The 12,592-nt window shown below is 28.4% G+C and carries 11 protein-coding genes; 5 read left to right on the forward strand and 6 right to left on the reverse strand.

Annotated features, from left to right (window positions below; all coding sequences use genetic code 11):
• Nucleotides 1–14: 14 nt before the first annotated feature.
• The gene (locus AVENP_RS02195) at nt 15–590 is read left to right on the forward strand and encodes an EF-hand domain-containing protein (protein ID WP_128359296.1); all 576 of its coding nucleotides are present in this window, start codon (nt 15–17) and stop codon (nt 588–590) included.
• A 727-nt stretch (nt 591–1,317) separates the two neighbouring features.
• On the opposite strand, the gene AVENP_RS02200 is transcribed toward AVENP_RS02195, so the two are convergent.
• On the reverse strand, nt 1,318–2,349 hold the full coding sequence (locus AVENP_RS02200; protein WP_128359297.1) for a hypothetical protein: 1,032 nt from the start codon (nt 2,347–2,349) through the stop codon (nt 1,318–1,320).
• Between the two features lie 164 nt (nt 2,350–2,513).
• Between AVENP_RS02200 and recQ the strand changes: the two genes are divergently transcribed.
• The 4 genes from recQ to AVENP_RS02220 all read left to right on the forward strand — a co-directional run bounded on the left by recQ (nt 2,514) and on the right by AVENP_RS02220 (nt 7,441).
• Nucleotides 2,514–4,619: a DNA helicase RecQ gene (gene recQ / locus AVENP_RS02205; RefSeq protein ID WP_128359298.1), complete on the forward strand. Its 2,106-nt coding sequence runs from the start codon at nt 2,514–2,516 to the stop codon at nt 4,617–4,619.
• 74 nt (nt 4,620–4,693) lie between these two features.
• Nucleotides 4,694–4,900, forward strand: a complete 207-nt coding sequence (locus AVENP_RS02210) for a heavy metal transport/detoxification protein (protein WP_128359299.1) — start codon at nt 4,694–4,696, stop codon at nt 4,898–4,900.
• 1 nt (nt 4,901) lies between these two features.
• The gene (locus tag AVENP_RS02215) at nt 4,902–5,258 is read left to right on the forward strand and encodes an ArsR/SmtB family transcription factor (RefSeq protein ID WP_128359300.1); all 357 of its coding nucleotides are present in this window, start codon (nt 4,902–4,904) and stop codon (nt 5,256–5,258) included.
• 2 nt (nt 5,259–5,260) lie between these two features.
• Nucleotides 5,261–7,441, forward strand: coding sequence for a heavy metal translocating P-type ATPase (locus AVENP_RS02220; RefSeq protein ID WP_128359301.1), 2,181 nt, complete (start codon nt 5,261–5,263; stop codon nt 7,439–7,441).
• Nucleotides 7,442–7,451: 10 nt separating this feature from the next.
• Here the strand turns inward: AVENP_RS02220 and AVENP_RS02225 are convergent, their stop codons facing one another.
• The 5 genes from AVENP_RS02225 to AVENP_RS02245 all read right to left on the reverse strand — a co-directional run bounded on the left by AVENP_RS02225 (nt 7,452) and on the right by AVENP_RS02245 (nt 12,492).
• Entirely contained in the window at nt 7,452–8,015 is a 564-nt protein-coding gene (locus AVENP_RS02225) for an HPP family protein (RefSeq protein ID WP_128359302.1), read from the reverse strand.
• Nucleotides 8,016–8,113: 98 nt separating this feature from the next.
• Nucleotides 8,114–9,226, reverse strand: coding sequence for a glycosyltransferase (locus AVENP_RS02230; protein ID WP_128359303.1), 1,113 nt, complete (start codon nt 9,224–9,226; stop codon nt 8,114–8,116).
• A 79-nt stretch (nt 9,227–9,305) separates the two neighbouring features.
• Complete coding sequence (locus AVENP_RS02235) at nt 9,306–9,797, reverse strand: YgjP-like metallopeptidase domain-containing protein (protein ID WP_128359304.1); 492 nt, start codon at nt 9,795–9,797, stop codon at nt 9,306–9,308.
• A gap of 22 nt (nt 9,798–9,819) precedes the next feature.
• Nucleotides 9,820–11,133, reverse strand: coding sequence for a DUF4885 family protein (locus AVENP_RS02240; RefSeq protein WP_128359305.1), 1,314 nt, complete (start codon nt 11,131–11,133; stop codon nt 9,820–9,822).
• A 30-nt stretch (nt 11,134–11,163) separates the two neighbouring features.
• A complete protein-coding gene (locus AVENP_RS02245; RefSeq protein WP_172664194.1) occupies nt 11,164–12,492 on the reverse strand; it encodes a DUF4885 family protein in 1,329 nt (442 codons plus the stop codon).
• Between the last annotated feature and the right edge of the window lie 100 nt (nt 12,493–12,592).

A 12,592-nucleotide genomic window follows, 5' to 3' on the forward strand; every position in this document is an offset into this window, starting at 1 on the left:
AAAAGGGAGAAATAATGAAAAACTTATTTAAAACAATTAAATTAGGTTTTTTGGTGGCTGGTTCTTTATCAGTTATAACAACTGCACTTATTGCAGAAGATTTACCAAATAGAGGTCCCATAGAGTTTTCATCTTATGATACAAATAAAGATGGATTTGTAAGTGAAAAAGAGTTTAATGATATAAGAGCAAAAAGAATGGAGCAAAAAGCTACTTCGGGAATGCCTATGAGAAATGTTGCTAATGCACCAGATTTTACTGCTTTAGATACAAATAAAGATGGAAAATTAACTGAAATAGAGTTATTAAAAGGTCAAAATAAACAGATGCAAAATAACCAAGGTAAAAAAGGCATGGGACAACAAGCTAATATGCCAAACTTTGAAGATTTTGATTTAAATAAAGATGGAATGATTAGTTCTAAAGAAATGGACGAAGCACGAGAAAAAAGAATGGAAGAAAAAGCATCTGAAGGTAAGATGATGAAAAATATTGGAAATCAACCACTATTTTCAGATATTGATACTAACAAAGATGGAAATATCAGCAAAGAAGAGTTTTTAGCTCATCAAACAAAACAAAGACAATAATTCTATCTGAGGGTGTTTTTACACCCTCAATATTTACTACGAGTTTTTTTATTCACATAATTACTTTTGCAATGTTATTAAAACTAAGATTTTGAGAAATAAAAGCTCTCTTGAAAACTTGGAAGTTTCCGCTTTCTCTTACTTTTTGGTCTCAAAAAAGTAAGCAAAAAAGACTGCCGTGTTGATGAAGGCAAAGCTTCCTAAGATTTGCTCCTTTATTTTCTGCGTTGTGGAACTCGCAAAAAAGAGTGAATTTGTCACTCTTTTTTACTCAAACAGTCCTCACTTTTCACCGAAAATAAAGAATCAAACCTTAGCTTCATCAAAGGCAGGAAGAAATCCATATAGTTCAAACAATCTTTTTTAAATTGAGATATAAGAAATTTGAAATAAAAAAATAAAAAATGCAAATGTCCTTATCCCATATTCCAACATCTGCAGAAGCTGAGCGTTTGTTTCCTCTTTTCGAAAAAGTCTTGCAACTGTTTGAGTAAATAAATGTACTAAATGCACATTTATTTACGAGTTTTCTCAAAGAGAGTGTAAACACAGGCAAGACAGAAAAGATAAAACAATAAGTGAAGGAACCCAAAGGGCTTCGAAGCCGTTGGTGGTTTTGTTTACTTTGTCCATACAAAGTAAGATATACGAAGACCTTTAGGTGTTTATGAGAATTCTCAACATAAAAAAGAATTATTTATTATAAATAAGTTGCATTTCTTCTAATTTAGTCAACTTTTTGATTATCATATAATTTGTTGATTTTATCTTCTTCAGCTGAAACTATGACAGCAATTCCTGCTCCTTCATTGATCCATTGATAACAACCAATGTGAATATTGTGATCACTTTTATCAATATGATAATTATGTCCAACATCAAATACATTGAAAATTTTAATTTTTATATCATCTTCAGTGTTAAGAATAAAATTAAAACCATCGGTTGGTTGTTCAGCTTTAAAGTAAACAGACATCCAATGGTCATGTCCATATTCTTTAATTCTAAGTTCAATATCTAAATGTTCAAATCCTTTACATTCATCCTGAATTTTAATTTCGACTACTTTAGAATCTTCTCTTGTAACAAAATTTGGTTTAATATCATCATCATATTTGTAAGTTTTTCTTTCGCCATTTGGCTTATTGACAATTAAATCACATGTTGATAAATTATCATCTAACATAAAACCAATTGTAATAGGTGCAAAACCTTTGTTACTTGGGTATAGTCTATAAGAGTAAGTTCCAACTGTTACTATGCGTTGTTTATCTTTATCAATTTTAGCAATAATATTAATACTATAATTACTTCTTACATTTTTTGATGCAACACTTAGTGTTTCATTTGCATAGTAATTATAATAATCTTGTATATTAGAATATTTTTTCATTTCTGCTTCTGAAGGTTGTAGAATATTTTCTAAAACTTCTTTTTTGCTTTTAGTATTCATATTACTTAAGAAATTCTTTTTTACGACAATATTTTCTAAAAGTTCTCTAATATTATCAAGAAAATCAGTTGTTTCCAATGTGAAATTAAAAAGTGCAGCAACAAATGTAGCCATACCTAATGTTTCAAAGAGTGATGAAAGAATTAAAAGGTAACTATTTTGAGTTTGTTGTGTAATTAATATTGATATTACAATAAGTAAGATACTTAACCAAAAATAATTAATAAAGAATTTTTTTAAAAATAAAGTTTTAGCAGTTTTTGTTTTTTTTTCAGTTTCTTGCCTATTAATTTCTTGTTTACTCATTTTGTTCCTTTTTCAGTTAGTTATTTTATTTAAAATAGCCTTAAAAATATACATGAATTATACATTCTAAATCTAATGTTATTGCATAATTTTAAATTAAATAATAAATCTTCCTCTCATATCAATTCATACACCCCTAATTCAAACTATGCTACCATCACAAAATGAATAATAAACATAAAATCCTAAAAGATATTTTCGGACATGACCACTTTAGAAGCTTCCAAGAAGAAGTTGTAGATTGTATCATCAATAAACAAGATGTATTGACAATCTTGCCAACTGGTGGTGGAAAATCACTTTGTTATCAACTTCCTACTCTTCTTATGAATGGAACTACTGTTGTAATCTCTCCACTTATTGCGCTTATGCAAGACCAGATAAAAGCATTGAATGATTTGAATATTAGTGCAGAGATGATAAGTTCTGCTACTTCAAATGATGAAAATAGTTTCACTCTTCAAAAGCTTTTAAATGGGGAGTTAAAATTTATTTATGTTGCACCTGAGAGGTTCACTTCAAATGAGTTTGTATCAGTTTTACAGCGAATAAATATAAACTATTTTGTAATAGATGAAGCGCACTGTGTATCTGCTTGGGGGCATGAGTTTAGAGCTGAGTATAGAAATCTTGATAGATTAAAAAGATTTTTTCCAAATACTGCTATTTGTGCATTTACTGCAACTGCTACAAAAAAAGTTGAAGCTGATATTGCTTCTTCTTTGAACTTGCAAAATCCTAGACATTTTAGAGCAAAAACTGTAAGAGATAATCTTGATATAAAAGTAGAACCACGAATTGCAAATGGGAAAACTCAAATATTAAACTTCCTAAAAACTCACAAAGGTTTATGTGGAATCATCTACACTTTTACACGAAAAGAAGCGGAATCAACAGCTGAGTTTTTGAGTGAAAGTGGATATAGTGCAAAAGCTTATCATGCAGGACTTAGTAATGATAGAAAAAATGAAGTTTTTAATGATTTTGTATATGAAAAAATTGATATTGTAGTGGCAACCATCGCTTTTGGTATGGGAATTGATAAATCAAATATCCGTTTTGTAATACACACTTCATTGCCAAAAACTCTTGAAAACTATTATCAAGAAATAGGTCGGGCAGGACGTGATGGAGCAATGTCTTATGTTTATATGCTTTACTCAAAATCTGATGAGGTAAAAAGAAAAATACAAATAGAAGAAGCCATCGACAATGCTTACAAACAAACTGGACTTGATAAGTTAGAGTTTATGTATAGATATTGTGTGAGCAATAATTGCCGTCATAAGATGATTGCAGGTTATTTTGAAGATGAGATAGAAGCTTGCAAAACTCTATGTGATAACTGCACAAAAGGTGAAGTGGAGCAGGTTGATATGAGTGTGGATGCTCAAAAACTTCTAAGTGCCATTTACAGAAGTGAACAAAGATTTGGATTAAATCACATCATAGATATTTTAAGAGGTTCAAAAAATCAAAAGTTATTAGATTTTGGACATGATAAACTGAGTGTTTATAATTTGGGTGCTGATAAAAGCAAAAATGAGTGGATAGCAATTGCAGATAAATTAATAGATATTCAAGCACTTACTTTAGGGGAATTTCGAGCTTTGAAAATAAGTTCTTTAGGTTTAGAGATTTTAAAAGGTAAAGAGAAACTTTTTATTGATAGTGATAAACTAGGAATTGCTTCAAAAATCCAAGAAGAAGAAACAGAGTTAAGTTTTGATGAGTTAGTTTATGAAAGATTTAGAACTTTAAGAAGAGAAATAGCATTAGAACATGAAGTTCCAGCTTATGTGATATTTGGAGATAAAACTTTAAAAGAGTTTGCTTTAAAGTTGCCAATTACAAAAGATGATATTTTAAATATAAATGGTGTGGGTCTTGTAAAATATGAAAAATATGGAGAGACATTTTTAAATTTATCTAAAGAGATAAAAGAAGAGTTTTCTGAAAAACTTGAACAAAAAGAGCCATTAAAAAAACTCACAAAAACATATCTTGAAACTTACGAGCTTTTAAATGAGGGAAAAAGTGTAGAAGAAATTGCACAAATTAGAGATTTAGGATTAACCTCAGTTCTTAGTCATATTTCAGTTTTAGCTGAACATGAAAAAATCTCAAAAGAGAAAAAAGAAGAGTTATTAAAACCCCTTGAAATTCCTTCAAATATAAAAGCTTGGATAGAAGAGGGAGCAAAACTTGAAAGCCTAAAAGAGTTAAGACAATATTTGTATTTGTATGAATACTTATCTAATAATTCATAAATTAGACTTGACAATAAGCATATCATATGATAATATCTTCATATGATAAAATTAACATATAAAATGGAGTAATTATGAAAAAAACATTTAAAGCAAAAAATATCTCTTGTATGAAATGTGCAAACTTGATAAAAGGTTCTTTAGAAGATGATTTTGGAGCAATTGAAGTTAACTTAGAATCAAGCCCAAAAGAAGTTACTGTTAATATAGAAAATGAAGAACAAGAAGCTACTTTTAAAGCAGAAATGAGTTCAATCGGATTTGAAATTATAGAAGAGTAGCATGAGTAATTCGAAACAACTTATTCGTTCTTGTTGTGAAGATATAAGTTATATTTGTGATATAGAAAAAAAATTACCCAATGAGGGTGAACTTGCCCAATTAAGCAATATTTTTAAAGCACTAAACGATCCCATTCGAGTAAAAATTTTATTTGCTCTTTTAGAGTATGAAATTTGTGTGGGAGAGATGGTGAATTTATTACAAATCCCTCAATCTCACGTTTCCCACCAACTTAAAATTTTAAGAAAATATGGAATTGTTGAGTTTACAAAAGATAAAAAAATGTCTTTTTATTACATAAAAAATGAGTATATAAAAACATTATTGATACTTGCGCAAAAGGGCATAAAGGAATAAAAATGTCTAAAGAAAAAATCAATCTAAATATTTCAGGAATGACTTGTGTAAATTGTTCAAATGGAATAGAAAAGGTTGTTGGTAAATTAAAAGGTTTAGAATCTTCAAAAGTGAGTTTCGCTTCAAATGAGGGTGAATTTTATATAAATACAGAATTCTTAGATAAACAAAGTCTAATCAATAAAATAGAAAAGCTAGGTTATGGAGTTGAAGAAAATTTAGAAGCTTTAGAAAAAAGTAAATTAAAAGCATATAACAAGTTAAAAAGAGTTTTTATACTTAGTGCAACTATTGCTGTTATTATGTTCTATTTTATGTTCTTTCCACTTGAAAATATGCAAATAAATCAATATTTGATGTTTTTTTTAGCAACAGTTGTTCAGTTTTATGCTGGTTCAAGATTTTATATTTTGGCCTTTAAGGCTTTACGAAATAAAAATTATGATATGAATGTGTTGGTAGCTTTAGGAACAAGTGCTGCTTATTTTTATTCTGTTTTTGTAGTTTTATTCCCTTCTTTATTTCCTGAACATTTAAGATTTATCTATTTTGATGGAGCTGTTGTAATTATTACTTTTATACTTTTAGGGCGATTACTTGAAGAGCGTTCAAAAGCAAAAGCAACTGATTTTTTAAAAAAACTTATGGATTTAGCTCCTTTAAATGCAACCTTAATTTGTGAAGATGGAAGTTATAAAACTATTTTAGCAACACAGTTAAAAGTAGGAGATAGAGTTTTAATAAAATCAGGAGAAAAAATATCAACAGATGCACTTATAAAAAAAGGTAGTGCAGATATTGATACTTCTATGATTACAGGTGAATCAATGCCTGTTTATAAAACAATAGGCGATGAGGTAATTGCAGGAACTTTAAACACTTCTGGTGTTATTGAAGTGGAAGTTTTAAAAGAGTCAAAAGATACAACACTTTCTAAAATAGTTGAGCTTTTAAGTACTGCCCAAAGTAAAAAATTACCAATTAGCAGATTTGCAGATAAAGTTGCAAATATTTTTGTACCTGCTGTTATTTTGGCTTCTGTTGTGACTTTTTTAGTTTGGTTTTTTATTGTGGGAGACACAATGGGCGCAATATTAGCTTCTATTTCTGTATTGATTATCTCTTGTCCTTGTGCTTTAGGACTTGCAACTCCAATTGCCATTGTAAGTGCTGTTGGAAAAGGTGCACATGAGGGAATTTTGATAAAAAATCCAGAAATACTAGAACTAATAAAAGATATAAAATATGCAGTATTTGATAAAACGGGAACTTTAACAACTGGAATTATTAGTGTAAAAGATGCTCTTTATGAAGAGTCACTTTTAGATATTTTAGCTTCACTTGAAACACAAAGTGAACATCCTATTTCAAAAGCTGTGGTAAATTTTGCTAAGGCAAAAAATCTAGCTTGTGATAAAACATTTGAAGATACTCAAATCATTGCAGGGCAAGGAATAAGTGCAAGTTTTGAAGATAAAAAACTATTAATTGGAAGTCTTAGTTTTTTAGAAAAAAATGATGTTGTCCTAGAAACTAAATATTTAGAGTTTTATAATAAATCATTAAATGATGGCTCGGGAGTTATTTTGGCTTCTTTTGATAAAAAATGTGTGGCAGTTTTTGCTTTAGCAGATACCATAAAACAAGGTGCAAAAGAGTTAATAATAAATCTAAAAGCAAAAAATATAACTCCAATTTTATTAACAGGTGACAATGAAACTACAGCAAATAGTGTGGCAGAAAAATTAGGAATAGAAAAAGTATATGCTCAAGTTCTTCCCGATGAAAAATACAAAGTTATAATAGAACTTCAAAAAGAAGCAAAAGTCATGTTTGTGGGTGATGGAATAAATGATTCTCCCTCTATAAAACAAGCAGATATTGGAATAACACTAAATTCAGGTTCTGATATAACAAAAGATGCGGGAGATATTATTTTAATAAATAATGATTTAAATGCAGTATTAAAAAGTATAAATTTATCAATTGAATCAATGAAGATTATCAAACAAAATCTATTTTGGGCATTTATTTACAACGCTGCTGGAATTCCATTAGCAGCTGGTGTTTTTTTCCCGATTTTTGGAATAATGCTAAGCCCAATGTACGCAGGAATTGCCATGAGTTTTTCTTCAGTTACAGTAGTTCTAAATTCTTTGAGATTAAAACTAAAAAAAATTTAAAGAAACTGCTTTATTCATCGCTAAACCATTTTTTATTGTAATCTTTTAAAGATTCAGGATAATATCTGTGTTTAGGGATGTTATTTATTATCACTGCAATTATTAGCAAAATAAAAGCTCCAGAAGTCACAGGAACTAAAACATATAAAAACCCCAAGTCATGTATTTGATTACTTCCAATAACTGCAATTAGGGCTGTTGCGCCACCTGGCGGATGTAAGGTAAGAGTTAATTGCATAATTAAAATGGAAGTTGAAACAGCAAAAGCTGAACATAATAGAATGTTTCCAGAAAATAATTTAAATGAAATCACTCCCACTAATGCGGATAAAATATGTCCACCAATTAAATTTCTAGGTTGAGCAAGGGGAGAATTCACCGCTCCATAAACTAAAACAGCACTAGCTCCAAAAGAGCCAATTACTAAAGTTAAATCTTTGTCATTTAAGATATTACGATGAAAATATGAAATGGCTAATATTCCTATAAATGAAGCAATCCAAGACCAAAGAATATTTGATTTTTCCAAAGATTCTGAATTTATTTTTTTGAACTGTTTAAAAAACTTTTTCATTTACAAACTTTTAATTTAAATTAAAGTTATAGTATCAAAAAGTTTAAAGTAGATGATTGATTTGAGTCAAGATTAATTTTATAAGAAGATAGTTCTTCTTATAAAATATTTAGTTGGTGAGCTAAATCGTCAGCAATTCTTTTATAGTTTCTTACATCAAGAAGTCTTTTTTGACCATTAATTCCAACTTGTGCCACTTCCTCTTTTGATAGTGAAATAATATATTCAAGTTTTTCTTTTATTGATTGTTCATCAAAGTTTGTAAACCAAGCACTAACATTGTCTTCAAAAATTGAAGCATTATTTTCATTATTACTCATAATACAAGGAACGGCACTTGAATAATAATCTAAAACTTTCATAGGGGTTGAACTATTAAATAGTGCAATATCTGGAAGTGGTGATAATCCAACATCTGCAAGTGCAATAAGTTCCAATAACTCATTTCTTGTTTTTGCATCATGAATTTCAATATTATCTCTTAGATTTGAAAATTCATTTAATAAATCATCTAAATATTCAGGGTCTTTTGTTGAAATCATTAGTTTATAATTTGAACTACTAATATTACTAAATGCTTCTAAAATAGTTTCAAACTCTCTTAATTTATCAAGAGTTCCTGCATAAAAGAATCTTTTTTCGCTTCCTTCATGCTGAATGTTACTTTGTAAAACATCTGGGTCAATTGCCGATGGAATTACAAAAGTTCTAATTTTTACATCTTTGAAATAATCATTTTTCATTTGAAAAGAAGTTGGTAAAAAAATATCACACTCATTTATAAGATAAATTTCTGAATAAGTTTGAATTTTATTACTTATAACATCAAAAAGTGTTTTTTTATTATTAGCTTCATCCGTTTGAAGTTTTGCAATTCTTTTAGGAAAAGATAATCTAAAGCCAACTTTGAAATTATATTTTTCTTTTTGTTTTAAAACTTCTTTTAATAAATCCGTAGAATTTCTAATTACAACAAATTGATATTCGTATAAATCTATTCCACTGTTTGATAATTCTTTGATAATATTATTTTTTAGATTTTCTGGAATTATGATTCTACCATCATCTTCTATTTCAATCTTTGTTTTAACTTTTGAAAAATAAGTTGTGTTTATATCAAAATGTTTAGTTAAATATTTTTGAAATAAAGGGCCAATAAAACTATGGTCTGTGTATTCATCTTGATCAGTAATATATAAAAACTTGCTCATGTATAACTCCTTTAAAATTTTCTAAAAAATTTTAGCATTAAAGTGTCGCAACAAAAAAGCATTTAAAAAAAGATTAAGTTTAGTAGAGTTTCCCAAATAAATCAACATGGGTTAAATAGACTCGCAAATCAAATTCAACTTGATGATAAGAGGGCATCATAAAGGTGCAAAGATTGTAAAAAGCTTTGTCATGCTCTTTTTCTTTGAAGTGAGCAAGTTCATGTACAACAATCATTTGTAAGAACTCTTCAGGCATGTTTTTAAAAACTGAGGCAACTCTTATTTCATTTTTTGATTTTAGTTTTCCACCTTGAACCCTCGAAACAATTGAGTGCATTCCCAAAGCATTGTTGATTACATTTATTTTTCCATCATACATTACTTTTGAAACTTGATGTTTTTTAAAATATTCGTTTTTGAAATCCATCACATAAGAGTATAAAGTTTTGTCATTTGTAAAGCTGTGAGCGTTTGGATATTTTGTTTTTATGTATGATGATAGTTTTTCTTTTTCTATCAAAACTTTGATTTTATCTTGTAAATCTTTTGGGTAGTGGTTTAGGTATTTCATGGGCGAATTATAACTTATTGTGCTATAACGCTTCCTTATTAAGAAAACTACTACTTAAAAAGTCTTTATCTTCTTTTGATTCTTTTCCATCCCCAAACAAATATTTCAACATAAGTTCCTCTTTACTTAAAACTTCTTTATTCTCTTTTTTTGTATTAGTTTTATTACTTGTTAAATCTATATCATTATATTTTTGAGTAAATTGTGTTGTATCTAAATATTGAGATTCATATTCTTCCTTTTTATGAGCCATTGCTTCTGTTGTTTTTGCATCTTTCCACTCTTTTATCCAACCATTTTTTTCAGTCCCAAAGTTTTCACTTTGTTTTACATCATAAAATGAACCATTTTGATAATCTATTGATAAAACTAAATCTGGTACTGAATCAAATCCATTTCTTGCAAGTTTTGCCAACGCTGCTCCATCTGAAGCTATACTCATCTGTTTTGTAAAATCAGACTTATTTGGATTTTCATTAATCTTTTTTGTATATATTTCAAATACATCTGTTCCATCTTCTGTTACAAACTTTCCATCTTTTATTTCTAAATCTTTTAAGTTATAACCTGTTACATCTTTTATATTTTGAACTAAACCATATTTTGAAGATGATTCTGCATTATATTGTGTTGAATCATCTGAACGACTTGAACTAATATGTAAAAATAATTGTTTTGCATTATCAGCAGTATTTATAACATCTTCAATAGATTTAGTAAGAGTTTCATCATCAGTTCCAGTAACAGTTGCTTTTAGAGTATTTGGGTCAATGGTAAATGAAAGTTTAGTATCTTGTGGAATTGAGATATTATATTTATCTAACAAAGATTGAAATTGTTCATTCACTTTTTCTCTATCGTATGCTTTTCTTTCTGCTACATCTACATCACCTAAAATTGGTGTTTCATCTCTTAAAATTGCATCTGCGTAAGCAAACATTTTTCTGTCTTTTAAATAGTGTATTTCTGTACTATAAGCAATATCTCTTTCTTGTTTAGTTAATCCTTGTACATAATAAGGTGATGAAGTATTTTTATATTTATCAAAAATATGGTTATAAGGATAATCAAATTTCTTATTTTCTTCATTCATTTTTGAATAATGTTCTTCTAAGATTTTAACTTGTCTTGCTTCTTCTGGATTTACATAACCATTTCTAGCTTGAATAACAGTCTCTTCTTCTAATGATTCACTATTTGAACTTATATCTATACTAACTGAATCAGTTAATTTTTTTGTTTGAGTAGTAAAACTACTTTCTGCTTGTGAGCTTTGAGTTACTTTTATTGCCCCATTTAACGAGCTAAATGATTGTGTATTTGAGTTTATAGTCATGATTACTCCCTTTATTCTTTCAACTTTATCTTAATTCTTAAGTGAAGTATTATTTATTTGATTCTTCTCATTATCTTCTTTTGATTCTTTTCCATCCCCAAACAAATATTTCAACATAAGTTCCTCTTTACTTAAAACTTCTTTATTGTCTTTTTTTGTATTATTTTTATTATTTGTTAAATCAATATCATCATATTTTTTAGTAAATTGTGTTGTATCTGAATAGTCAGATTCAGTCATAGAATCAGCTCCTTGCGATTTTTTTTTATCAAAAAGTGCTTCTTTCCACTCTTTAATCCAACCACTTTTTTGGGTTCCAAAATTTTCACTTTGTTTTACATCATAAAATGAACCATTTTGATAATCTATTGATAAAACTAAATCTGGCACTGAATCAAATCCATTTCTTGCAAGTTTTGCCAACTCTGCTCCATCTGAACCTAGAGTCATCTGTTTTGTAAAATCAGACTTATTTGGATTTTCATTAATCTTTTTTGCATATATTTCAAATACATCTGTTCCATCTTCTGTCACGAACTTTCCATCTTTTATTTCTAAATCTTTTAAGTTATAACCTGTTACATCTTTTATATTTTGAACTAAACCATATTTTGAAGATGATTCTGCATTATATTGTGTTGAATCATCTGAACGACTTGAACTAATATGTAAAAATAGTTGTTTAGCATTATCAGCAGTATTTATAACATCTTCAACTGATTTAGCAAGAGTTTCATCATCAGTTCCAGTAACAGTTGCTTTTAGAGTATTTGGGTCAATGGTAAATGAAAGTTTAGTATCTTGTGGAATTGAGATATTATATTTATCTAACAAAGATTGAAATTGTCCATTTACTTTTTCTCTATCGTATGCTTTTCTTTCTGCTGTTTCTATAACTCCACCTGATACTGGTCCACCTGATTTAAAAATAGGGTCATCTTTTAACATTAAATTACCATTATCTTTTCCATTTCTTTGGAAGCGGAGTTCATTAGTATATGCAGCATTTCTTTCTTCTTTAGTTAACCCTTGTATATAATAAGGAGAAGAAGTATTCTTATATTTATCCCAAATATGATTATAAGGATTTTCGAATTGATTATTTTCTTCAACAGCACTTGAATAGTATTCCCGCATAATTTTAATTCGTGCTTCTTTTTCTTCATTTACGTAACCATTTCTAGCTTGAATAACTGTCTCTTCTTCTAATGATTCACTATTTGAACTTATATCTATACTAACTGAATCAGTTAATTTTTTTGTTTGAGTAGTAAAACTACTTTCTGCTTGTGAGCTTTGAGTTACTTTTATTGCCCCATTTAACGAGCTAAATGATTGTGTATTTGAGTTTATAGTCATGATTACTCCCTTTTTATGCATAATATAGTTTTCTTACTGCTTGATTATAATTTTTTTGAAATAATCATAACCATCAACTATTTGTCTATTTAATTGAGAA

Origin of the sequence: Arcobacter venerupis (genome assembly GCF_013201665.1) — a bacterium.
Classification (GTDB): Bacteria; Campylobacterota; Campylobacteria; order Campylobacterales; family Arcobacteraceae; genus Aliarcobacter; species Aliarcobacter venerupis.

Excerpts from the sequence above, each read along its gene's own strand:
- AVENP_RS02195 (WP_128359296.1), top strand. The coding sequence starts at position 15 with ATGAAAAACTTATTTAAAACAATTAAATTAGGTTTTTTGGTGGCTGGT.
- AVENP_RS02200 (WP_128359297.1), bottom strand. The coding sequence starts at position 2,349 with ATGAGTAAACAAGAAATTAATAGGCAAGAAACTGAAAAAAAAACAAAA.
- recQ (WP_128359298.1), top strand. The coding sequence starts at position 2,514 with ATGAATAATAAACATAAAATCCTAAAAGATATTTTCGGACATGACCAC.
- AVENP_RS02210 (WP_128359299.1), top strand. The coding sequence starts at position 4,694 with ATGAAAAAAACATTTAAAGCAAAAAATATCTCTTGTATGAAATGTGCA.
- AVENP_RS02215 (WP_128359300.1), top strand. The coding sequence starts at position 4,902 with ATGAGTAATTCGAAACAACTTATTCGTTCTTGTTGTGAAGATATAAGT.
- AVENP_RS02220 (WP_128359301.1), top strand. The coding sequence starts at position 5,261 with ATGTCTAAAGAAAAAATCAATCTAAATATTTCAGGAATGACTTGTGTA.
- AVENP_RS02225 (WP_128359302.1), bottom strand. The coding sequence starts at position 8,015 with ATGAAAAAGTTTTTTAAACAGTTCAAAAAAATAAATTCAGAATCTTTG.
- AVENP_RS02230 (WP_128359303.1), bottom strand. The coding sequence starts at position 9,226 with ATGAGCAAGTTTTTATATATTACTGATCAAGATGAATACACAGACCAT.
- AVENP_RS02235 (WP_128359304.1), bottom strand. The coding sequence starts at position 9,797 with ATGAAATACCTAAACCACTACCCAAAAGATTTACAAGATAAAATCAAA.
- AVENP_RS02240 (WP_128359305.1), bottom strand. The coding sequence starts at position 11,133 with ATGACTATAAACTCAAATACACAATCATTTAGCTCGTTAAATGGGGCA.
- AVENP_RS02245 (WP_172664194.1), bottom strand. The coding sequence starts at position 12,492 with ATGACTATAAACTCAAATACACAATCATTTAGCTCGTTAAATGGGGCA.